The sequence below is a fragment of the Cellulophaga baltica 18 genome (assembly GCF_000468615.2).
Classification (GTDB): domain Bacteria; phylum Bacteroidota; class Bacteroidia; order Flavobacteriales; family Flavobacteriaceae; genus Cellulophaga; species Cellulophaga baltica.
Window position 1 is genome coordinate 3019151 of the sequence record NZ_CP009976.1, and the last position, 24331, is coordinate 3043481.

Sequence of the window (24331 nt, forward strand, 5' to 3'; positions counted from 1 at the left end):
ATATCATGCAAAAAGAAAACAAACAGTTATTAGTCATTACCCATTTGAGTCAGTTATTAGATGTTGTTACAGGTTTTGGAGGCTTTATAGTACCTTTAATTATATGGTTAACCCAAAAAGATACAGTAGTTAATATGGATGAAAATGGAAAGGCAATTATGAATTTTAGAATAAGCATGTTTCTCTATTTTATAATTTGTATTCCTATGATTTTATTATTTGGCTTAGGGCTATTAGGGTTTTTAGTATTAGGTATTCTAACGTTTGTATTTCCTATTGTAAATGCAGTAAGAGTTAGTAATGATGAACAGCCTTATTACCCTATGAGTATCAAATTTTTATAATCAAAAATAACGTAAAAGTAAAAAACCCCAATTACAATTGTAATTGGGGTTTTTCTATAAAAAAATCTGGTTGGTATTAATTATTAAGCATTACCGGCATAACAAGCATTGTTACCAATTCTCCTTCATCCAAACCATCTACAGGAGTTAAAATACCAGCTCTATTAGGTAAACTCATTTCTAATGATACATCATCAGAAGTTAAGTTCGCTAGCATTTCAACTAAAAATCTTGAGTTAAAACCAATTTGCATATCATCACCTTGGTAGGAGCATGTTAAACGCTCTTCTGCTTTATTACTGTAATCAATGTCTTCAGCAGAAATATTAAGTTCTGCACCAGCAATCTTTAAACGGATTTGGTGCGTAGTTTTATTTGAGAATATAGAAACTCTACGAACAGAGCTCAATAATTGATTTCTAGAGATAGACAATACATTAGGGTTTTCCTTAGGAATCACCGCCTCGTAATTTGGATACTTACCATCAATTAAACGACAGATAAGTTCTGTATTTTCAAAGCTAAATTTAGCATTGCTTTCATTGTACTCTATAGTAACGTCAGACTCACTACCTCCTAAAATTCCTTTTAAAAGATTTAAAGGTTTTTTAGGCATGATAAATTCAGCAACCTGAGATGCTACAATATCTGTTCTTTGGTATTTTACTAATTTATGGGCATCTGTAGCTACAAACGTTAAGCTTTCTGGAGAAAACTGAAAAAAGATACCACTCATTACAGGTCTTAAATCATCATTTCCAGCAGCAAATATTGTTTTGTTAATAGCGGTTGCTAAAATATCTCCTATGATTGTCGTAGAACTAGGGTTAGCCAATTCTACCGCTTTAGGAAACTCAGCACCATCTGCATAGGCTAAAGCATATTTACCATGATTAGAACTGATCTCGACCGTATTGTTGTCTTCCACAACAAAAGTTAAAGGTTGCTCTGGAAAAGTTTTTAATATATCTAATAATAATTTTGCAGGCACTGCAATTAAACCTTCATTGTCAGAATCTACGTTTAATACAGAACTCATGGTAGTTTCTAAATCTGAAGCAGAAACAATTAATTCGTTTTGTTTTAAATCAAATAGAAAATTATCTAGAATTGGTAGGGTATTGCTGTTGTTAATTACGCCACCTAAAACTTGTAATTGTTTAAGTAAATACGTGCTAGATACTATAAATTTCATTCCTTATGTGTTTTATTTTCTCTTTATATCTCTCGTTGTACTAATAACTAAAAAACTGAATTCTGTTAATTACTAAGACTGTCGCAAGAAAAACAAAGATATTTTAATTGTTGTTTTTAATGAAACAAACTTATTAACAGTTATTGGCCTGCAAATCCCTACAAATATAGCACAATTATTATCTACTTTAAGGGTCTAAACCTACTGTTAATCAATGTAAATCTTTAAATATGAAACTTGCATTTTTCCAGTTTCTAATTTTCTATTTTTTTTCAATGTTTATAAGTACCGTAAAATGCAGCACAATTTACTTAAAATCTATGGTGATAGTGTCTCTATAATCTAAACCTAGTAGGGTAGAAGCTCCTCCAACCGTATTTAAATCACTCTTATAAATTGCCAATTCTATATAATTAGAGGAATTAAAAAGTGCTAGAAGGTCACCAGGACCATTGCGTCTATCTTTCTCTAAATCAAAATTTATTATATCACTATACTTATTATGAATCTTAGTTATTTTTTTATTTCGAGCGTTTAAGACAAAATCTCTTCCTTTTCTATAGGCTTCAAAAGTATGCTTTTCAATATTCGTAATGACATTGCCAAAATTGTCAATATAAATTACACTACCCACAATACCGTTACCGTTTTCTGTAATTCTAGGGGCAAATTCGCGAATATCTTTTAATTTATTAAATAATTTACCAACAACTTCTAAGGTGCCGCCACGAGCAATATGGCAGGCCACTTTTACAAAGACATCTAATACAGGAAATGATCCGTGTTCTGGATTAGGAATGTTAATCTCTACGACCTTTTCTGGAGTTATTTCTGAAGTTATTAAACCTATAACGCCATTGTTAGCAGTGATAAAATAATGGCCATCAACTAATATGGCAATGTGTTGATTTTCAGGGGTTGGCTCAGAATCTACCCCCACAATATGTATGGTTCCTTTAGGGAAACTCTTGTAAGAGTTTTTTAATATATAAGCACATTCGGGAATGTTAAACGGACTTATTTCATTAGAGATGTCAACAATTTTAGCATCGGCTAATTCTGAATATACAGCGCCTTTGATAACGCCAACAAAATGGTCTTTATATCCGAAATCAGTAGTTAATGTAATTATTGCCATGTAAGACTGTTAATATGTTTTTTACTTTATGAAACTGATTTTTACTTAAGTTTGTTTAACAAAATTACGCAAATTTTAAGGCAACTAAAATTAATATTCAATAGGCAAGTAATTAAATCCGATATTCTTTGAAAGAACTACTAATTGAACTCACAGAAATTAGTCCTAGAGATTTTTTTGGACAGCAAAATGAAAATATAGACGCGATAAAAAAGTATTTTCCAAAGCTAAAAATTGTAGCACGAGGAAGTAAAATACGAGTCTATGGCGATGATGAACTATTAGAAGAGTTCGACAGGCGTTTTAAGATGCTTACAGAGCACTACGTTAAGTATAATAAACTTGATGAGAACAGTATTGAACGTTTACTAATGAGTACTCCTAAAGATGATCTATCCTCATCTGAAAGTAGTGGCGAAGTAATTGTTCATGGTGTAAGTGGGCGTCTGATAAAAGCACAAACCGTCAACCAACGTAAATTGGTAGATGCAGTTCGTAAAACAGATATGGTTTTTGCTATAGGACCTGCAGGTACCGGAAAAACGTATACTGGAGTAGCACTCGCCGTAAAAGCGTTGAAAGATAAAAAGGTGAAACGGATTATTTTAACACGTCCGGCGGTAGAAGCAGGGGAAAATCTTGGTTTCTTACCAGGAGATTTAAAAGAAAAATTAGATCCGTATATGCAACCGCTCTATGATGCGTTGCGAGATATGATTACTCCAGAAAAACTAGCTTTGTATATAGAGAATGGTACCATACAAATTGCTCCATTGGCTTTTATGCGTGGTAGAACTTTAGATCATGCTTTTGTTATTTTAGACGAAGGCCAAAATACAACGCATGCCCAGATGAAAATGTTCTTAACAAGAATGGGTAAAAATGCACAGTTTTTAATTACAGGAGATCCCGGTCAAATAGATTTGCCGAGAAGAACCGTTTCGGGGCTTAAAGAAGCATTGTTAGTCTTACAAAATGTCGAAGGAATTTCTATTATACATTTAGATGATAAAGATGTTATTCGCCATAAATTGGTTAAAAAAGTTATCGAAGCATATAAAGGATTAGAACACCAAAATTAAGTTCAATCTAAAAACATACTAATAGTCAACGCATTTAATCACAGCATGAACAATACAATTACAGATACAAATTTTAACTTTCCAGGGCAGCTTAGTATTTATAAAGGAAAAGTAAGAGAGGTATATACCTTAGAGAATGATATTATGGTGATGATTGCCACCGATAGACTTTCTGCTTTTGATGTGGTGATGCCTAAAGGAATTCCTTACAAAGGTCAAATTCTAAACCAAATTGCTACTAAAATGATGGCAGACACGGCTGATATTGTTCCTAATTGGTTATTAGCAACGCCAGATCCTAATGTGGCCATTGGTCACGCTTGTGAGCCTTTTAAAGTAGAAATGGTGATTCGTGGATACATGAGTGGACATGCAGCGCGGGAATATAAAGCAGGGAAAAGAATGCTTTGCGGGGTAGCTTTACCAGAAGGCTTAATTGAGAACGATAAATTTCCAGAACCGATCATTACTCCTGCCACTAAAGCAGAAATGGGCGATCATGATGAAGATATCTCTAGAGAAGATATTTTGAAAAAAGGAATTGTATCTGCAGAAGATTATAACATCCTAGAGCAATATACCAAAGCACTTTTTCAACGTGGAACAGAAATAGCCGAAAAAAGAGGCTTAATTTTAGTAGATACTAAATATGAGTTTGGAAAAACAAAAGACGGTAAAATTGTATTGATAGATGAAATACATACACCAGATTCTTCGCGCTACTTTTATTCAGAAGGCTATAAAGAACGCCAACAGAAAGGGGAATCACAGAAACAACTGTCTAAAGAATTTGTGCGTCAGTGGTTAATCTCTAATGACTTTCAAGGTCTTGAAGGGCAAAAGGTACCTGTAATGAGTGATGATTATATCACCACAGTTTCGGACCGCTATATAGAGCTCTACGAAAATATTGTAGGAGAACAATTTCATAAAGCAGACATCACCGCAATTCAAGAACGAATTGAAGCCAATGTTTTAGCCTATTTAGACAAATAAGTAAGGTACTTGTTTAGTTTTTAGAATAAACAGCTGTAATGAGCTTATCTTTTTTTAAGGTAAGCTCTTTTTTATTGCTCTGATATTCGGTGTTTTTTATAGTAGGGTCTGACTCATTTTTTTGAGAGGCATTGTAATATAATGCAGTACCTATAAATGCGACTAAGAAGATTAGACTCTTAATTTTATGTGTATTTTTCATTTGGTCGGAGGTTTGTTTGATGAAAATAGTAAAATTTTCTTAAAACTATGTGTTTAATCTATATTTTTTACACATTATCGATTTTTGTGATATTTCTAATCTTCTTTTAGCGGATTCCGAATTTTAGCTCCACCTATTTTAAAAGATCCTTAAGCGTTACTTTTTTTCCGCTTTCCTGAAGTTTGTTTAAAATTTTCAGGAACAAGATAGCCGTGATATAAGCATCTCCCATAGCAGTATGCCTATCTTTTTTAGAAATGGTGAATTTGTCTGCTAATTCATCTAACGTATAGTGTTCCTTTTTCGTAATGAGATTTGATTTTATAATCGTTTTTTTATACAGATGAGAAGTATCTAGATAGGTGTTCTTAAGTTCCGGCAATCCATTTCTTAGTAGCGCATTGTTTATCATGTTTAAGTCAAAAATAGCATGGTGCGCAATAATGATGCTATTTCCAACATAATTTACAAACTGTTCTAAGGCTTCTAGTTCTGATACTCTAGGAATAAGGCTGTTTTTGAGAATCCCGTGAATAGGCGCTGCATCTTTGCCATATACCTGCTGAACTATAAATACTTCAAATCCATCTTTGATCTCAATGCGGCGTTGTCTTAGATTGATGGCACCAATACATAAGATCCTATCTTTAGAATAATCAAAACCGGTGGTTTCAGTATCTAAGACACAAAAGGTTTTATCCTCTAAGTCATCAGACATTTTATCCTTAAACTTTAATTCGTAGTCTTTCCAGAATTGAGGAAGCTCAGCCTTATTTTTTTTAAAAAATTGAAACATTACATGGATTTTAATTGAAATCTTAAGGTTACAAGTTCTTGAATTTCCTTGATAGTTTTAAAAGTACGCTTCAGTTTTATCTTTTCTTCTTTACTCAAGTTGTTTAATGCGATATAACGCCCAGAATCATTATTCGCCAATCCTTGCTTGGTTCTAAATTTTAATAAAGCTTTAGAGGCATAAGAACAGGCCATGTAAATTTCTTTATTATTAGGTTCTAATTCTGCGAGCTTTTCAAACCGCTCTGCGGTATTGTTAATAGATTTTATAGTATGAGATAGTATCAGAACACGTGCTGCATCTGTTAATGGCCGTAAAGCTCTACTTTTAACATCGAAAGAATCTTTATGCGCCCCATCTTGTTCTACAAGAAATTTTCTAAAGAATCCTGTAGGAGAAGGGTTTTGTAGTGCTCCTTTTGCTAAGTGAACAAAGAATATAGGATACTTTTTAACCGTATAAAAGATATGTTCAGAGAGTCCGGCAACCAAACTAACATCACCATACACTAGGTTATAATCAAAAAAGATAGAGGAAAGTAGCACTTCATCAACACCAGGATTTATAATCCAATGGGAGGTTGTTTTCTTCCATTCACTAAAACTTAAACACCATTGCGGATTTGAAGCCATCATTTCTGCGGGGCAGTATTCATAGCCTATTTCATTTAATCCTTTGGTAACCAAAGTAGAAAAAGCTAGAAAATAGGTGGTAGTTTTTGGTAGCATTTCTTCAGAGACATCTTCAAAAATCAAAGCATTGTCTTGATCTGTATGTAGCATCTGCTCACTACGTCCTTGACTGCCTAAGGTTAACCAAGCAAATTTAACAGGAGGCTTGGTTTCCATTTTTTCTAAAGATATTTTAATCACTTGCTTGAGGCAAGCATCATTTAATTCAGATATAATTTTAGTGATTAAAGTCATGGGAATATTAGAAGCTAAATAGCCCTGCAAGAGCCCCATGATACTTTTTCGTACCGGTTTAAGATGTTTTACTTTTTTAGCTCTTTTAATAGCCTTAATTAATACGGCTGGATTGTTGCCTAAGGCCACCATGATATCATGCTTAGAAAGGATACCTACTAACTTCGTGTCTACCGTACCATCTTTCGTTAGGCATAAATGACTAATGTTACTTTTCATCATGGCCATTTGAGCCTGGGTAATAGTTAGGTTTTTAGGATATGTAATCACAGGAGTAGTCATAATTTTACTCACAGCCGTTGTAATAGGGTAGTCTCCCGTAACAATTTTATTCCGTAAATCTTTATCGGTAATAATTCCGATAGGTAAAAGGTCTTTAACAATAACAATAGCTCCAACGCGCTTGGTGGTCATAATTTCGGCAGCCTTTTTTACCGTAGTACGTGGTCCGCAAGAAATAATTTTTTTAGAGTAATGCACCGGTTGTAAATCTACAAGCGGTAATTCAGACGTGTTTTTATCAGATTCAGTACTATCACTATATAGTTTTCCACGGTGGTTTTTAGAATAGGGATTTCTAGTATTCGATGCAAAACTTTCAATTAGAAAATTACCTACCGCGGTGTTGTGCAAGGCCAAAGGTTTAAAAATAGCGATGGGAATCGCATAAAGAATACTTTCTTCATGCGCTTTAGCTTCTAATTCATAATTTTCATTGGCCATCAAGGGGCGTAGACCAAAAATATCGCCCTCGTCACACATGTCTACAATAGTGTCGTTTGTTTTTCTAGATAATGAAACAGCACCTTTGTGTACCACATAGAAGTGATCATGACCTAGCTCTTTCTCCGTAAATATGATACTGTCTTTCTCCTGGTATATGATCGTTATCTGCTCTGATAAGTGCTGTAAATCGTCATCTTTAAGTCCGTTAAAAGGAGGAAAGTTTTTTAAGAAATCCGCAACTCGTTGTGATATGGTATTTTTCATACATTGGCATTGTACAGTAAAAATAATGTATCTACATCAGAAGTAGATTTAAGAAGCTAGTTTTTTAGCTCTAATTATTGTGAATATGATTTAGTGGAGATTCTTTTTTTGATCAAATCAAAGGAATAGATCAGAAGTCAACTTTACATGAAACAGCATAGAGACTAGGCTTATATTTTAAGTTCAGGAGCATCGTTTTTTTTAAAGTTGCACAGCTATTTCTACATACCTTGCTATTCTATCCTGAATAGAGATTCAATAGGGTATATTTGCAGTGTATTATTTATCCTTTCGCTTCACTTGAGCGAATTGCTGTGGCTTTTTTTATGAGCCCTTATTTTGATTTATGAAACGCTAGTGGCCAACTTAATGCCTGATTGCTAGTAAGTAACTATTTAATAGTTTTTAATCTTACGCATTGCTAATGTCATTAGTCTGCAATTCGTTTCAATTCAAAAAAAAGCATGGTTTATATCAAAGCATTTTTACTATAGACAAGACGGTCCTTACATAAGACCTAATTCTTAGATGATATCATCAAAAGAAAAGATATCCCTATCCTAATAGAAAGCAAAAGGGCATTTTGCTGTTTTTGTCTTTTCTGGCTCGGGCGTGACCTTACTGCTGAAAAAAGATCAGCAGCAAGGTCGGGCTTTTCGTTTCAATTCCTCGCACCGCTCCCGAAACATCGGAATCGGGCTGCGGGATTTACACTGCAATCCCTCACGCATTTCTTTCTTATTACAAGCATAATTGAGTAAACATTAGTCCGAACACACTTTAAATTTTAACTATGATCACAGCTATAAAGATTAGCAAGCCAGAGCCTATTGTAATACAAACATCATTAGAATTATTTCATAGAGCAACGGATATAAAGCGCACAATTAAAACGCTAGAATCAGGTAATCCTGTGCTTATAACAGCTTTTTATAGTAATGGACTCGTTCTTCTAAAAGAATTAAAACATTATCTTCAAAAAAAGTTTCCAAATGATTCTTTTCAAGAACAACGCGAATTTCGTGCTGCATACCAAAAACTATCCAATCTAATTCTAGTAGAAATTGTCGCTCATAAATTGACGGTAAAAAAAGCACCGTCTATTGGTTGGTTAGAAAAGTTGTATCCAGAAATAAGTGATTTTCTATTACCTTTGCCTCAAGTACAAGGATTAAATAGTGCTTGGCAATGGTATGAAAACGGAATTTCGGTTCCCGTATTGAGAAATAAAATGCATCCGTATTACGGCGTTTATTTTCCAACGCGTTTTGATCATTTATTACTTTTTGATCAGTGGTTAAAACGCTATGATGGCGCTAAAAAATCTGCGATAGATATTGGAATAGGCAGTGGTATACTATCGCTTCAAATGATAAAGTATGGTTTTCAAAATGTTTTCGGAACGGATACCAATCCTAATGCAATTGTTGGGTTAACAGAGTTTATGGGCACTACAAAATTGTCTAGAAAAATAACGTTAGACCAGGGTTCATTATTTGGGAAATTTGAAAAACAGACAGAACTTATTGTTTTTAATCCGCCTTGGTTGCCGCAAGCACATAATTTAGACCGCATTGATGAAGCTATTTATTATACTAAAAATCTGTTCTCAGACTTTTTTACAGCAGCAAAAAAACAGCTATTACCCCAAGGTAAACTAGTGGTCTTATTTTCAAACTTAGGACAAATAACAGCAGCAACAAAAGAGCATCCTGTAGAAATGGAACTAGCAAATGGTGGAAGGTTTCAATTGGAGAAGTGCTATAAAAAATCAGTAAAAGTAGCCTCAGATAAAACAAAGAGAACGCAACATTGGCGCACGTTAGAGGAAGTAGAATTGTGGGTGTTAACCCATATATAAACTGAAATTACCCGTTCATCAGAAAGATAGACAGAAATACATAAATTATCAAGTAATAATTAGCATGTCATTACCAAATTTAGAAGTAATAGAAGAGAGCAACGATTATATTGTTGTGAATAAAGCGGCAGGGTACATCAGTGAAAAAAACCCGTATGAAAATAATACGATGGAAGATCAGGTTTTTGCGCACTTAGTGAAGCGTAAATCCAAACCGTATATAGGTGTAATTCATCGCTTAGATAGAGTTACCAGTGGGGTATTGATCTTCGCAAAGAAGAAAAAGGTCTTAGTGGCCTTTAATGAATTGTTTAGTAGCCGAAAAGTTCAGAAAACATATTTAGCTATTGTAAAAGATAAACCTGCAAAAGATACGGGTGTTTTAGTCAATTTTTTAGTAAAAAATAACCTAGAAAAAAGGGCTGATATTGTCGCTGTAAAATCAAAACAGTCGCTAGATTGTAACCTTAGTTATAAACTTATGGCTAAAAACGACTTTGGTTATCTGTTAGAAGTAAAGCCTAAAACTGGAAGGTTTCATCAAATTAGAGCACAATTAGCCCATCTTGGAGTACCCATTATCGGCGATGAAAAATATGGATCAGATCAAGCCTATTTTCCGCTATCGGTAGGACTTCATGCTTGGAAATTAACCTATCAAATAGAGGGCTCTAAGGAAACTAATACTTTTGTAGCCTCTTTGCCAAATAATAAATTTTGGAATTTTGATATCTAAAATGTTCGTATCTAGGTAGCGCTGTTGGTGCTCTTTTCTATTTTATAAGGACATTTTACCTATAGATTTCATCTTAGTATGGTTACTTTTGCGGCTTAATTTGTAATAAGTTTTAATGGGTAATACTAAGTTAGATTATGTTGTAATAGGAGGAGCACAAGCAGGCTTGGCCATGGGGTACCATTTACAGCTAATGAATAAAAACTTTTTAGTGGTAGATGGTGAAGAAGAAATTGGAGCTTCTTGGCTAAATAGATGGGATTCTTTAAAACTATTTACATCTACAGAATACAATCACCTACCTGGGTTAAAATTTGATGCGCCCAAAGACCATTACCCTACGAAATTTGAAGTGGCCAATTATTTTAAAACTTACGTAAAGAAATTTAATATTCCCGTACAATTAAACACTTTAATAACAGCGGTACGTAAGACCGATAAAGGTTTTTCTGTAGCACATAAAGATGGGATTATTCAGGCTAATAATGTGATTATAGCCACAGGGCCTTTTCATATTCCTTATACACCGCCATGCCATACCAAGATTTCAGAGCGAATTCTGCAAATGCACAGTAATTACTATAAAGAAGTGAATCAGTTACAAGAAGGAGATGCTTTAGTAGTGGGTGGTGGCGATTCTGGATATCAAATTTTAAACGAACTCTCTAAAGATAAAAGTAGAACGGTTTATTTTTCCGGAGATACCACCGTAAAATCAATTCCGCAGCAATTTTTAGGAAAAACAATATGGTGGTGGTTTACCTTGATAGGGTTCTTGAGTTATACCAAGTATAGTTGGATTGGAAAAAAAATTAATGCATCTAAACAACCAGTTATCGGTACAGATGTAAAAGAAATTCTTTCAAGGGAAAATGTAATCGCAGTAGGAAGAACAAAAGATGCATTACAAGAAGAAATTATTTTTGAATCCAAGAAAATATCAAGCATTAAAAATATTATCTGGTCTACAGGGTATAGGCCTAATTTTAAATGGATAGAAGGCTTAGAGTTAGATGCGGATAATTATCCTAAGAATTACAGGGGTGTAAGTAATATAGAGGGACTGTACTTTATTGGTCTGCCATGGATGTATACGCGTGGTTCTGCAACCTTAGGAGGTGTATCAAAAGATGCCAGCTATTTAGCGAAGACTATAAGTGAACAATCTTAATGATTTTTAGTTGCAGGGTTTTTTCTTATGCCAATATAGTAGCGCAGCTAGTATTACAGTAGGTATAATTACACAAATAACGACTGATGCCTGCACATAATTGAGGCCCACTTGAGAAAAAGAATTTAGAAAATTAACAGACCCTTCAAATAGCGCCGTAGCAAACTTCTCAAAATCAGAAATTACGAAAACAACAAATAATAGAAAGATGATAAACCCAATAAGCAATGATTTTGCTTTAAAGATCTTACTAATAAGAAAGATGAAGAGCGTAGGGATTACCATGTAATATACAATTATGTTTACCTCATGATAGGTAAGACCCGAGATTTCAGAAATCCATTTTAAGGTTTTATAGACGACTTGAAATATACGATCCATGGAATTTTGTATATGCTAGTAGTTTCTAAATAGTGATTTGTTAATAGGCACTAGGTTCAGTTATATTGCAAGTATTCGTAAGGCTATATACTTTTTACGAATTTTAAAAACACTTCTTTGTGACGTTGTAAATCTAAATCAGGAGAAAGAGACGCCCTAACAATGTAGTCTTTGTCCCCCTCTTTAGTAGTACCTTGGGTAGAAGTAGCAGGTACAGTCCAATAACAACCTTTTAATTGTCCGTAGCTGACACAAAACTTACTTTCGTCAGGGATTTCGGTAATCAACAAATTGATTAATTTCAAATTTAACGCTCTCTTATAATCTTCTTTTTCTTTATCCGTAGTTCCTTTGGTAGGTAAGTCTAATGAAAAAACAGAAGGCGTAAACCCTTGGGCAGCTAATGCTTCTGAGACAAAATTTATTTTAGCGGCTGGTAAAGTCGTTTGTATAAAATTTACAAATTCTCGTGTATTTTTATAGGCAGCACTAATTCTTTGATTCATAGAAGGCAGCTGAGTAGCCAATAGTTTATATTGAAGTGGCGTGGCTTCATTATCACACAACATGAGATGTGTTTCTATTTTTTCAAGCAGCGCATCAGATTTGACGTTAGCTACGCAATAACCCGCCGTACATTGACCACCACTAGGAAATTTTGAGCCGCTAACATACGAAATGGTTCTTACCGAAGATAGAATTTTACCTTCTCCTAAGAAGAGCACATTCGGACAAAAAGTTTGATCTAAAATAAAAACGGGATCTATAGCAATGCCTCCAGTTGCGGTTTTGCGCTCCTTTGTTAAAACAGCTTTTAATTGTTGAAGATCAGGAACTTCTACTCTGGGGTTTGTAGGGATTTCTGCTATGATATAAGGTACCGCATCTTTTTTTGCAAGATCATCTAAAATAGCATCAATACTACGTATCATATCATGACCACCATCTACAGGTAAATCTACTATTTCAACATTGTCAAGACAAGCAGCAACACGCCTAGCTTGGTCATTTGTTCCGCCATAACAATTAGGTGGCACGATAAATTTGATCGGTTTTCCCGGGTGCTTGTCTTGGGCATCATCAACCAGCCCCATCATTATAGCATATTGAATGGAAAGCCCACTAGAGGCAACCAAGGCTTTTGAGGTAGTTCCTGTAACGCTCGCAATTAATTGGAGAACTTCTGCTTTATTTTTAGCAACGATACTTGTACTTTTTTCTAAGGTAGCTTTAGCGACCAGCGCCTTTAACGCTTTAAGAGAATTTGATGGCGTCATCGCAATAGTTTCTCTTCTTCTTACATGCTGTATGTCTGAAATATAAGCTTCATTTTTTTTGTCGTGAACTACGAGTATGCTCCCCAGTTCTGCATGAAGACTAACAGTAAAATCGATATTTGGATGGCTATTTGTTGTGCCTAATTCCTGTTCTGCAAGCAAGATTGTACTGCCTTCAAAAGCAGTTATTTCTGCTACAGTTTTAATGTTGGTGAACTCAAAAGTATATCCGTATACAATTTTTATAAGCTCCGCATTAAAACAAGAGGGGAGTGCTCCTAAGAATACAATCCTAGTTTTTTTATGTGCTAGTAGATTTTTTCTCAGAATGGCAAGTACTGGCATAGTCTTCGACGAAAAACTGATGACATTTTCTGATTTTAAATTGTGTAATTTGGCAATAGTCCATTCTAAAACACAAGATAATGGGTGTCCTAAACGGATATAATCATAGGCCGTAGGTAATACATCTAGAGCAGTAGGACTTGCCGTGTTATCTTGAAATAAGGCTTCAAATTGTGTTAAAAATTCAGTTTTAGCCAATTTTTCGTCGTAGATATCTAGTCGGTGTGTGGTTGTGGTCAACCATGCTTTTGGCATCTGTTCTAAAACCGCTTTTATAAATGTAATTACTTCCATGTCCTTCATAATGTATTCCTTCAGATGGGGCTCTAATTTACGTCAATTAGATGTATTATGGGGCCATTCTAAGAAGTTTTATGAGATGATTTTCAGTACAAATGCGGGTATCAAAGTGCAGAAGATTTCTTTTAATTCTGCGTATAAAGATTACTCCAATCCTTTTTTATCGGGATTCCAAAAAGGTTTTGTTTTTATCTGTTTTGGATTCCATCCTAGTTCATTTTTAAAGAAAGAATGTGCCGCAATGCAAACCCTACTATCACCAGCAATGTATACCATTTGATAGCCTTTTAGTGTAGGTGCTATCTCCTTAATTTTGGCTATAATTTCTTCACCTGATTTTTGCAATAACTCTTGTACTTCAAAAGGATAATTTCCGTCAATATCAGGAAAAAATTCATTTTTTGGGATGTTATATAGTATGCTAGCTACCTGTTTGTCTGCTCCAACAGCTCTATTGATCACATAGAGGTGAGAAAGTGCAGAAAGGTCTCCTATCATAAGGTAACTATCAGCAGTAGCATCCGCTATAAAATTTCCTTTTTTTAACTTGTAATACACCGTATCTCCTTCTTGGCACTCTTGAGCCCATTTACTTCCGATACCCCCCCTATGGGTAGCAATCGCTAGGTCTAGATAGCCACTGGAGCTGTTAATATTCCATATGCTATAGCTTCTAATTTTATCTTTCATGGACAATTCTTCTTTGCCAATGCCAATTCCTAACCGCAGGAAAGCGCCAGGGATAAAACTTATATTTTTAATGCTATCACTTTGAAGTCTAATTTTAAAAGCGGTCTTAGAAAGTGCAACTTTTTCTGTGATAATAGCTTCGTCTAATACTACGGTTTTTAAAATACGTTCTAAAATGCTCACGAGGATCTATTTTATTTTTGAGGGTGATTTTGCGAGTAGTTTTCTATCATTTTTAAGAGCGATTTATGGGGTCTTCCAGCTGCTCTAACATAATCTGAAGGAACATCATTGGCGCCATTTCTTATGCCTTCATAAATACCTGCAATGACAGTTCCCATAAAATCTCCTAAAGCTTTTTTTCTTTCTTGTGCATACGCAGCAACAGATACAGCCGTGTAGGTTAGATGCGTGTGGTAAATGGTATTAATGGCTTCGGCAAGTTGTGTTTGTGTTACTGCTTCTCCAATAAGATTGTAAATCTGGCCGTTGTGCTTTTCTTCCGTTGACATTTGGGCATATCCATACCCTAATTCTTCTCTACTCGTATAAGCACACTTGCCGTCTGCGGCGCAATTGCTTATTTCACCTTCTTTTAGGTAGGTTGGTAGATACTCTAAGTCGGGTTCAATGTATATTCCGTTTCTTCCAATCACCCAATGAAGTCCAGAGTTTTTAACGTCTTCTTCAGTCTGTCGATTACTTTGTACGACGGGACTGAAAGCATTTTTGTCTTCACTACCAATGATACTCGTATATACAATTTTTTGAACACCTTGAGTTTTTGCAGCTTCAATGACATTTTGATGTTGCGCTATTCTTTTCTGAGGCTCGTCCATTCCAGAAACTAGTAGTACGGTAGATACGCCTTGAAGGGCATTATTAAAATCTTCTCTATTATTATAATCCCCTTTTCTAATTTCAACCCCTAAATGCTTCGCTTTTTCTGGGGTTCTTGCTATACCAATAACCTGATCTTTTCCTACTAATGCAATGAGATGCTTTACTATGGAAGCACCTAATTGTCCGCTTGCTGAGGTAACTGCTATTTTCATATGATGTAATTTTATGTTTAAGTTACGCTATTCTAACCTTCTTTTTCTAAATGCTATAATTGATGCTTTGATAAGAGGTATTCGGAGTATAAAACCTAAGCCTACAATGATGGCGTAGATAATCCATGTTTTATCTAAAATAGCGACGTGTAAAATGCTTAATAGTATAATGATATAAGCCAAACTCTGAAGCTTTTTCCATTTGCTTTTTAGCCGTCTCATAGCTTTTCTATTTGAGGTAACTAAAAGAGGTACTAATAATAACACGGCTAGAAATCCCGCCATATAATTTACTTGTGTAAACGTTTCAAGAAACCCTTCCGCAGCACAAAAAATTATAAAATGAATAATACTCCAAATGGCCGTTGCAATACCCATGGCTTGTCGTACATAAAGATTGGTAACTCCAAATAGAATAAAAAATGGGGTGCAACTAAGTACGGCCGTCATCCATCGTATAGCAAATTCTCCAGAAATGTGATACAATAGTTCTATAGTGCTTTGGTCACTGTTTTCAGCGCTTTCTTTTAAGCTGACAGCAAAACCTGATGCGTATTCAACTTCTAAGAAATTTGCTAAAATAAATAAAGGGAGAATGGCTAAAACAGTTACAATAAACCAGGCATAGTTCTTTTTTATAAACCTCATTTTAATTTAAGGCCTTCAATTCTTGAACTTCTTTTTCTAAGGCTTCAGCTTTCTGTTTAAATTTTTCCATAGCTTTTTTAAGCTGACCAATTTTTTTTAAAGCCTCTTCATCCTGAACTGCAGAATACGTAATGTGACCGTCTTTTTCCTTTATTTTAGAAATGCTACCGCAAGTGGGGCATTTTGCTACATCGCTCATAAGTTATTTTTTAAACAAAGATCGCGATAGGTGCAAAGTTCTAAAAGGTAAAAGCTTGACTAAAAATGGTAAATATGACACCGCTATAATAAAGAAATGTTAACATTGATAAATCTTGTTTTTGCAGAAAAAAAAAGATAAAACTTCAGCTGCACGGCATAAATTTTTGGCTATGCGCTTTATGTAACACATAGCCAAAAATATACTGGTATTTACTTGTTAATAGTTTTTTAAAAATTGTTCTTTAAACCACGTTGTCAATAATTTCTTGAACCACTTCTGGGTTTAGTAAGGTACTCGTGTCTCCTAAATTAGAAACATCATTGCTTGCAATCTTACGTAGAATACGACGCATAATTTTTCCGCTTCGAGTTTTTGGTAAACCGGAAACAAACTGAATCTTATCTAACTTAGCAATAGGACCAATATGTTCTGTGATTTGCTGGTTAATCTCGTTTCTTAAATTATCGCGATCTCTAGTTTCCCCAGTTTCTTTTAGAATAACATAACCGTAAAGGGCATTCCCTTTTACATCATGTGGGAAACCTACAATAGCAGATTCTGCTACCGCTGGATGCTCGTTTATAGCATCTTCAATTGGTGCTGTTCCTAGATTGTGTCCAGAAACAATAATAACATCATCTACACGCCCTGTAATTCGGTAATAACCTACAGCATCGCGTAGCGCACCATCGCCGGTAAAGTAATTATTTTTATAAGCCGTAAAATAAGTATCTCTATAGCGGTCGTGATCTCCCCAAATAGTTCTTGCCATTGAAGGCCAAGGGAATTTAATACACAACCTGCCCTCTACTTGGTTGCCCATGATCTCATGGCCTTCTTCATCCATTAATGCCGGTTGTATACCTATAAAAGGCAAGGTAGCATAGGTAGGTGTAGTAGGGGTTACGTAGGGAATAGGAGTAATCATAATTCCCCCAGTTTCTGTTTGCCACCAAGTATCTACAATGGGACTTTTCTTTTTCCCTACGTTGTTATTATACCAATGCCAAGCTTCTTCATTTATAGGTTCTCCTACAGAGCCCAATACTTTTAAACTAGATAAATCATGATTTTCTACAAACTCTAAATTTTGTTTTGCTAAAGCGCGAATTGCAGTAGGAGCCGTGTAAAACTGATTAACTTTATGTTTTTCTATGACGTCCCAAAAACGACCAAAATCTGGATAGGAGGGTACTCCTTCAAACATGACCGTAGTGGCGCCATTGGCTAATGGGCCGTACACGATATAAGAGTGTCCCGTAATCCAACCGATATCTGCTGTACACCAATACACATCATTTTCGCGGTATTGAAAGACATTTTTAAAAGTGTAAGCGGTATAGACCATGTAGCCTCCCGTAGTATGTACCATCCCTTTAGGTCTCCCAGTAGAGCCAGAGGTGTATAATATAAATAATGGATCTTCAGCATCCATAATTTCGGGCACACAGTCGCCATAAGCGGCATCTAAAAGAGGTTGTAGCCATTCATCACGACCATTCTTCATTTCAATAGTACTCTTGGTGCGTTTTGCTACTAATACATGGGCTACACCAGGACATTCTTCTAAAGCTTTGTCTACGATTCCTTTTAAATCTATTGATTTATTCCCGCGATAAGAACCGTCTGAAGTAATTACTATTTTACAATCAGAATCATTTATTCTGGTAGCTAAAGCATTGGAAGAAAAGCCGGCAAACACGACAGAATGTATGGCGCCAATTCTTGCACATGCAAGAATAGTAACCGCTAATTCTGGAATCATGGGCAAGTACACACATACCCGATCTCCTTTTTTTATACCCTTTTCTTTCAATACATTGGCCATACGGCAAACCTTATCGTGTAATTGATAATAGCTAATATGCTGCGCTTCTTCCTCCGGGTTATTGGGTTCAAAAATAATGGCTGTTTTTTCTCCTCTTGTCGCCAAATGTCGGTCAATGCAATTCTCTGTAATGTTTAGTTGTGCCCCTTCAAACCATGTTACTTCTGGTTTAGAAAAATCCCAACTTAATACTTTGTCCCATTTTTTACGCCATAAAAAATGCTCTTCGGCTATTTCCTCCCAAAAAGCTTCAGGATTGCGGACAGATTTTCTATAGACTTGAAAATATTCTTCTAAATGTTTGATGTGATAATTACTCATTGCACTGCCTATTTTAATTTTTTATTACACTTTTGGGGTTTTCAGTCTTTGCGTATTTGTATGTTTTATGGTTAGGTCTGAACTATATGTTACAATGCCCGATAGTTTATGAACAGCTATTCAGCAAAAAAGTACCACTATAACCTTGGAGAGTTTTTTAAGTTATAAATTTAATTAATAAATGTATTTTAATGAAATTGAGCTTTAATTATTTATAAATATCTTAAGATATTAGTTTATATACATGATAATAGGCAAAATTTTAACTTGGTAGGTACATTACGCCACTACAAGAATCTTTTTTGGCTCCCGTCACAGAACACAATACATTCGTTTGTTTTTGAATACGAAGCACGCCCATTAAGGCAAAAATTAAGGCCTCTTTATAGGCTATAATTGTTTGTGAAGGGATAACGATTTCTACGGTATCACCTAGCTTTTCTTGTAGCTTTTCAATTAAAAAAGTGTTTAAAGCCCCCCCTCCAGTAACTAATAAAGTACTTTTTGGTTTCGTAGTATTTTGAAGGATATCTGCTGCAACTTTTTCGCAAACGTGTAGTACCGAGGTGTGCAGAATATTTTCAATCGTATCGTCTGTAGCATCTATAATAGGCTTTACTTTTTCAACAAACCATTCATACCCAATAGATTTTGGAAAAGGTAAATCATAAAATTCTAAACTATTAAGCGCTTTAAGCATTGGCTGGTTAACCTTGCCTTTTCTGGCTAATTTACCCCCGTCATCATATGCAAAACCAGCCTTTCTAGTGCTGTAGTTGAGTCCCATGTTGGCAAGGCCTATATCGTAGGCTACTCTTTTTTGATCAAGGTTAAAAGAAACATTACTAATGCCGCCAAGGTTTAAGCAAAAGTCATAAGCATGAAATAGTAATTGATCTCCAATAGGTACTAATGGTGCTCCTTGACCACCTAGCGCGACGTCATTTGTTCTAAAATCACATATAACTTCAATTCCACTTTCATTGGCAATATGCTGTCCAGATCCAATTTGATAGGTAAGTCCCCTTTGTGGTTGATGATGCGTCGTATGGCCATGGCTAGCAATATAATCTACCGATAAATTACGTTCTTCAATAAAGGCTTTTGCTTGTTGGCCTAGCCAAGTACCATAGGTGTTATGAAATTCTAATAGTTCTGTCGCAGGCAAGAAAATGGCATCTTTAAGTTTTAACTCCATTTCCGGAGTATACGGAACATTTTTAGTGGCCTGTATAACAAACTGCCAGGTATTATTTGCTTCCCAGATATGGCAATAGGCTAAGTCTAAACCGTCTAAAGAAGTGCCAGACATTACCCCTATAATTTTAAATATTTTCATCTTAAAGTTTGTTTTTAATGGCAACAGGTATTTTTCCTACTGCGGTATGTTTTCCTAGAAAATGCTGCGCAGCATTTTCTTGAAACACCTCAAAATTTTGATAAGCAATTATTACAGCTTTTGCCTTTTCTATAGATATATGATTTAATACATATGGATTTCCAAAAAGATAGAGTACTACATTTTTTGTTGCCATAAGTGTCTGTATGAGTGCAATATCTTCTTCAGTAAGATCAAATAAATTGGCAGGTTTCGCCTTTGGCGGATATAAGGCAATCAAAACATGATCATATGCAGATACTTGTGATGCATCTTGAATGCTTTCAATGGTATCAAAATTTAGTTCTTTAGCAATACTATTAAAAAAAGTATGTTTTGTTGCGCCCAATGCTATTCCGATGAATTTTTGTGATTTGAAATCAGCCAATCCGCCTTTGTAAAGCGTTAGGCTTTCTTTTGCAATTAACGCATTTAAAGGAGCAGCATCGGATAACTCGATCTTTTCACTGTTCTTCTTGATTGCTTTTTCTTTTAATGCCCAAATCCGCTTGAAACTTTCTTCAATTTGTGCTGCGGTAGCATTTTGTAAAATGGTTTGTACCCCTGCGGTTACATTCTCTGAAAAACATAATACATCATTACCGGCATCAAAAGCTACCCATTCTAATGCTCCTTTGGTTGGATAATTCATAGCTACAGCATGCATATTTAAGGCATCGGAAATAACAACCCCTTTAAATTTCATTTCATCTCGCAATAGATCTTTCAACATTTTTTTAGATAAACTAGAGGGGATCGTATCTCCATCTGCTAAAGCGGGAATAGATAAGTGCCCCGCCATAATACTATCTACCCCTTCATGAATCAATTGTTGAAAAGGAAACAGTTCATTCTTTATGAGTTCTTCCTTAGATTTATCTATTAAAGGCAACCCTAAGTGTGAATCTACTGCGGTATCACCATGGCCAGGAAAATGTTTGATGCAGGTAAGTACGCCCTCTATTTCTGTGCCTTTGATAAAAGCTGCTGCTTTTAAGGTTGCCAAAAATTTGTTCTCACCAAAAGAACGGTAACCAATAACAGGATTGTTGGCATTGTTATTAATATCTACTACGGGAGCTAAATTCCAATGGATTCCTGCGGCTTTGCAATCGTTAGCTATTTGTTTACCTAGTGTAAAAATTAAATCTTCATTATGCTGTAATGCACCTAAGGTAATGGCATAAGGATACTGCGGTGTATTTTCAATACGCATTGCTAAGCCCCACTCTGCATCTATGCTAATTAAAAGTGGATATTTTGCTATGTTTTGATAGCGTTGGATTAGTTTTTTTAAGGTTTGAAAGCTATTCTCATTGTAGACAATTTTTTTCTGTCCCTCAAAATTTGTTGCGGCACTAGCGCGACTATGAAAAAAGCATAAGCCTCCGATACCATCCTCTAAAATGCTTTTTTCTATTCGTTGAATTTCTTCTTCCGTGTCATTGATGAATGCAGCAGGCATAAAAAACTGCCCTACTTTTTCTGATATAGAAAGTGCTGTTGTAGCGTTGTGATAACTGATCATGTTATTCATGTTCTAAGGCATCTTTTTTTCCGAAATCTGCCGGATATTTTAAATATTTCAATAAAAATAAAGAGGGAAGCGCAGCTATGACTACCCAAATAAAGAATCCGCCGTAGCCAAGCCAACTTTGCATAAATCCGCTAATCATTCCAGGGAGCATCATTCCTAATGCCATAAATCCTGTTGCAATAGCATAATGAGAGGTTTTAGATTTTCCGCTAGCGATATAAATTAAGTACATAAGAAAGGCTGCGAAACCAAATCCGTATCCAAATTTTTCCAATACAATGGTAGCAGATACGGCGACAATATTAGTGGTTTTTGTTACCGCAAGAATAGCGTAGAAAAAGTTAGGCACGTTTAAGGATAATACCATGGGAAGCATCCATTTTTTTAGTCCATCTTTAGAAATAAGTATTCCACCTAAGATACCGCCCACCGTAAGGGCTACAACTCCAATGGTTCCTAAGACAATTCCTAGTTCTTTTGTAGTAAAGCCTAAGCCTCCTTTTTCAACAGTATCGAGTAGAAAAGGAGAAGACATTTTTACCAACTGTGATTCCCCCAATCGATAGGTAAGAATAAATGCCAAAGCAATACCTATTTGTGGTTTTTTAAAAAAGCTTTTGAAAATCTCTAGGAAACCTTCCGGTTTTTCAAGCTGCTCTTCTGTGGTCGATTCGTATTTGGGACTTGCAAAAAAGTTAGCAACTGTCAATGCAAGCATTAATACCGCTGTAGCGGTCATGGTTATACTCCAAGCTTTGGCAGAATCGCCATATTTTTCTTCTAAAAATCCTGCTCCGAAAACAATTAGTCCTTCTCCGGTAACCATCGCAAGGCGGTAAAAAGTACTTCTTAGACCAACAAAAAAGGATTGTTTTTTTTCGGTTAACCCCAACATATAGTACCCATCTGATGCTATATCATTAGTTGCTGATGCAAAAGCAGCCATCCAAAAACAGGCTAGGGTAGTGGTGAAAAACATATTGGTAGGAATACTTAGGCCTACACCGAAAAGTGCCAAGGCAATAAGCAATTGCATGCCTAGAAACCAATTTCGCTTAGTGCTTTTTAAATCGACTAACGGACTCCAGAATGGTTTTAAAACCCATGGAAGGTATAATAAACTGGTATATAAACCAATATCTTCATTACTGACGCCTAACTTTTTGTACATGATGACAGAAACCGTTACCACTAAAACATAAGGTAACCCTTGTGTAAAATATAAAATAGGTACCCAAGCCCATGCTCCTTTGTCTTTTTTAATCATGCTGTATTGTTTGGTCTAAATTTAAAATAATAGGTAGTGATTCTTGTCCGAATTTATCGATAAAAACTAAAGCCGTTTTCTTTTTTATCAGGTTTTTAGGAAGCACTAAAGAATTTAAGGAAAGCGGAATTTTAGCACTGACTAACTTTGTGAATTTGATTATTGGATCTTTGGTTTTTTTAACGTCATACACCAAGGCATATCTATAGTCCTCTAAGCTACTGCATTGAACGTTTGCAACAGCATTTTTAAGAACTATACGCTCTATTTTTGGAGTATGAATGGTACGGGTAATTTGATTAGTTGTACTAGGGTTTAAAGCGATCTGTTGGTAATATTTCTTTTTTAATATTTTCACAACATCCTCATGATCATTCATAAGGCTTTTTGCGCTGAAAAAGGCATTTCCTTGTATGTTTGGAGTTGCTCTACCTAGTTTAATTTGATTTGGGAGTTCTTTTTTATGATCCCATGCCTTATCACTGTTATTTCTTATTTTATAAGGACCGTTGCCCATATAAAGATTAGTATTTGGAGTGTTTTCTGCCCACCATTCCATTATTGTTTTGTGTGATGCTACAGGTAGACTTATGCTCCAATAAGCCTGTGGAATAATATAATCTATCCAACCTTTTTGCATCCATAGTAATGGATCAGCGTAAAGGTCATCATATGTGGTTTGTCCTGCTTGAGTTTCAGATCCTCTGGGGTCTGTTGAGCTATTTTTCCATACACCAAATGGACTAACACCAAATTGTACCCAAGGTTTTTCTTTTTTTATAGCCAAATAAGCTTTTTGAATTAGAGAATCTATAGAGCTTCGTCTCCAATCCTCTAAAGTTTGTTGAGGCAGTTTATAAGTGTTGAAAGTCTCTGTATCATCAAAAGTTTCGTCGGCTATTTTATAAGGATAAAAATAATCATCAAAATGAATAGCATCTATAGTATAGTTTGCAACAATTTCTTGGATGATGGCAGTCATATGGTCTTGTACCTCAGGTATTCCTGGGTTGTAATAGTACTTCTTACCATATTTTAACATCCAATCCGGATGCAAAAAAAAGTCATGCTGTTCATCTAAAAGGTTGGTTTTCAAATCAAATGTTGCTCTGTATGGATTTAGCCAAGCGTGAAATTCCATACCTCTTTCATGTGTTTCAGCAATCATCCATGCTAAAATGTTTTCGTCGGTATTTGGTGCGAGACCTTGTTTTCCTGTTAAGTATGCAGACCAAGGAGCAAAATCAGAAGGATAAAAAGCATCTCCAGCGGTTCGTATTTGAACGATAGCCGTATTAAAATTAAGCTCATCGTAAAAGTCTAATATTTTTAGAAAATCTTCTTTTTTCTGTTCTATGGCATCAGTTCCATTTTTTGGCCAATCGATATTGACAACCGTAGCCACCCAAAAACCTCTAAATTCTTTCTCTGGTAATTTAGACTTGCGAGAGGCGCAGGAGGTAAGTAGTAATAATAGTATTAATAATGCTATTTTATTCATTCCATGATTTATAAGCTAAGCTAAGGTATTCTAATTTTTTAAAAAACCCAGTACAACTAGGTTGTGACTGGGTATCTTTAAAAATCAACTCACAAAACACTAATTATTATTATGAAGTAGGATTATCTGGAATTTACTGTACCTGATACTACGGTAGTTTGCGC

Annotated in this window: 22 protein-coding genes; 6 read left to right on the forward strand and 16 right to left on the reverse strand. The window is 35.3% G+C overall.

What is annotated here, in order from left to right:
• The first annotated feature begins 5 nt into the window (after window positions 1-5).
• On the forward strand, window positions 6-344 hold the full coding sequence (locus M666_RS12870; protein WP_024480432.1) for a DUF4870 domain-containing protein: 339 nt from the start codon (window positions 6-8) through the stop codon (window positions 342-344).
• A 76-nt stretch (window positions 345-420) separates the two neighbouring features.
• Here M666_RS12870 and dnaN read toward each other — a convergent pair whose 3' ends face one another.
• Complete coding sequence (dnaN, locus tag M666_RS12875; protein ID WP_024480433.1) at window positions 421-1539, reverse strand: DNA polymerase III subunit beta; 1119 nt, start codon at window positions 1537-1539, stop codon at window positions 421-423.
• Between the two features lie 307 nt (window positions 1540-1846).
• On the reverse strand, window positions 1847-2677 hold the full coding sequence (locus M666_RS12880; protein WP_025614867.1) for an SAM hydrolase/SAM-dependent halogenase family protein: 831 nt from the start codon (window positions 2675-2677) through the stop codon (window positions 1847-1849).
• A gap of 128 nt (window positions 2678-2805) precedes the next feature.
• Here M666_RS12880 and M666_RS12885 point away from each other — a divergent pair, with 128 nt between their 5' ends.
• Complete coding sequence (locus M666_RS12885) at window positions 2806-3759, forward strand: PhoH family protein (RefSeq protein ID WP_024480435.1); 954 nt, start codon at window positions 2806-2808, stop codon at window positions 3757-3759.
• 45 nt (window positions 3760-3804) lie between these two features.
• A complete protein-coding gene (locus tag M666_RS12890; RefSeq protein WP_024480436.1) occupies window positions 3805-4755 on the forward strand; it encodes a phosphoribosylaminoimidazolesuccinocarboxamide synthase in 951 nt (316 codons plus the stop codon).
• 13 nt (window positions 4756-4768) lie between these two features.
• On the opposite strand, the gene M666_RS12895 is transcribed toward M666_RS12890, so the two are convergent.
• The 3 genes from M666_RS12895 to M666_RS12905 all read right to left on the reverse strand — a co-directional run bounded on the left by M666_RS12895 (window position 4769) and on the right by M666_RS12905 (window position 7669).
• Window positions 4769-4957, reverse strand: a complete 189-nt coding sequence (locus tag M666_RS12895) for a hypothetical protein (protein WP_024480437.1) — start codon at window positions 4955-4957, stop codon at window positions 4769-4771.
• Between the two features lie 133 nt (window positions 4958-5090).
• Entirely contained in the window at window positions 5091-5753 is a 663-nt protein-coding gene (locus tag M666_RS12900; RefSeq protein ID WP_029446190.1) for a 3'-5' exonuclease, read from the reverse strand.
• Window positions 5753-7669, reverse strand: coding sequence for a DUF294 nucleotidyltransferase-like domain-containing protein (locus M666_RS12905; protein ID WP_029446191.1), 1917 nt, complete (start codon window positions 7667-7669; stop codon window positions 5753-5755). The genes M666_RS12900 and M666_RS12905 overlap by 1 nt, the downstream gene beginning before the upstream one ends.
• Window positions 7670-8462: 793 nt before the next feature.
• Here M666_RS12905 and M666_RS12910 point away from each other — a divergent pair.
• From M666_RS12910 to M666_RS12920, 3 genes are all read left to right on the forward strand, one after another.
• A complete protein-coding gene (locus tag M666_RS12910) occupies window positions 8463-9530 on the forward strand; it encodes a methyltransferase (RefSeq protein ID WP_029446192.1) in 1068 nt (355 codons plus the stop codon).
• Between the two features lie 64 nt (window positions 9531-9594).
• Complete coding sequence (locus M666_RS12915) at window positions 9595-10266, forward strand: RluA family pseudouridine synthase (protein ID WP_029446193.1); 672 nt, start codon at window positions 9595-9597, stop codon at window positions 10264-10266.
• 115 nt (window positions 10267-10381) lie between these two features.
• Complete coding sequence (locus M666_RS12920) at window positions 10382-11437, forward strand: flavin-containing monooxygenase (protein ID WP_029446194.1); 1056 nt, start codon at window positions 10382-10384, stop codon at window positions 11435-11437.
• 6 nt (window positions 11438-11443) lie between these two features.
• Here M666_RS12920 and M666_RS12925 read toward each other — a convergent pair whose 3' ends face one another.
• The 11 genes from M666_RS12925 to M666_RS12975 form a co-directional block, all read right to left on the reverse strand.
• The gene (locus tag M666_RS12925) at window positions 11444-11818 is read right to left on the reverse strand and encodes a hypothetical protein (RefSeq protein ID WP_029446195.1); all 375 of its coding nucleotides are present in this window, start codon (window positions 11816-11818) and stop codon (window positions 11444-11446) included.
• An 83-nt stretch (window positions 11819-11901) separates the two neighbouring features.
• Window positions 11902-13743, reverse strand: a complete 1842-nt coding sequence (locus M666_RS12930; protein WP_029446196.1) for a PLP-dependent transferase — start codon at window positions 13741-13743, stop codon at window positions 11902-11904.
• Window positions 13744-13884: 141 nt separating this feature from the next.
• The gene (locus tag M666_RS12935) at window positions 13885-14613 is read right to left on the reverse strand and encodes an SIP domain-containing protein (RefSeq protein ID WP_029446197.1); all 729 of its coding nucleotides are present in this window, start codon (window positions 14611-14613) and stop codon (window positions 13885-13887) included.
• 11 nt (window positions 14614-14624) lie between these two features.
• Window positions 14625-15485, reverse strand: a complete 861-nt coding sequence (locus M666_RS12940; protein WP_029446198.1) for an SDR family oxidoreductase — start codon at window positions 15483-15485, stop codon at window positions 14625-14627.
• A gap of 27 nt (window positions 15486-15512) precedes the next feature.
• Complete coding sequence (locus tag M666_RS12945) at window positions 15513-16133, reverse strand: ferric reductase-like transmembrane domain-containing protein (protein ID WP_029446199.1); 621 nt, start codon at window positions 16131-16133, stop codon at window positions 15513-15515.
• A 1-nt stretch (window position 16134) separates the two neighbouring features.
• Window positions 16135-16332 (reverse strand): hypothetical protein, encoded by a 198-nt coding sequence (locus M666_RS12950; RefSeq protein ID WP_024480448.1) that lies wholly within the window; start codon window positions 16330-16332, stop codon window positions 16135-16137.
• 244 nt (window positions 16333-16576) lie between these two features.
• Window positions 16577-18484 carry an acetate--CoA ligase gene (gene acs, locus M666_RS12955; RefSeq protein ID WP_029446200.1) on the reverse strand — a complete coding sequence of 636 codons (1908 nt, stop codon included), beginning with the start codon at window positions 18482-18484 and terminating at the stop codon, window positions 16577-16579.
• Window positions 18485-18746: 262 nt separating this feature from the next.
• A complete protein-coding gene (locus tag M666_RS12960) occupies window positions 18747-19823 on the reverse strand; it encodes an anhydro-N-acetylmuramic acid kinase (RefSeq protein ID WP_029446201.1) in 1077 nt (358 codons plus the stop codon).
• A gap of 1 nt (window position 19824) precedes the next feature.
• The gene (locus M666_RS12965) at window positions 19825-21399 is read right to left on the reverse strand and encodes a glycoside hydrolase family 3 protein (protein ID WP_029446202.1); all 1575 of its coding nucleotides are present in this window, start codon (window positions 21397-21399) and stop codon (window positions 19825-19827) included.
• Window positions 21392-22666: an AmpG family muropeptide MFS transporter gene (locus tag M666_RS12970; RefSeq protein WP_029446203.1), complete on the reverse strand. Its 1275-nt coding sequence runs from the start codon at window positions 22664-22666 to the stop codon at window positions 21392-21394. Before M666_RS12970 ends, M666_RS12965 begins: the two co-directional genes overlap by 8 nt.
• Window positions 22659-24167, reverse strand: a complete 1509-nt coding sequence (locus tag M666_RS12975; protein ID WP_029446204.1) for a glycoside hydrolase family 10-like protein — start codon at window positions 24165-24167, stop codon at window positions 22659-22661. Before M666_RS12975 ends, M666_RS12970 begins: the two co-directional genes overlap by 8 nt.
• Window positions 24168-24331: the final 164 nt, after the last annotated feature.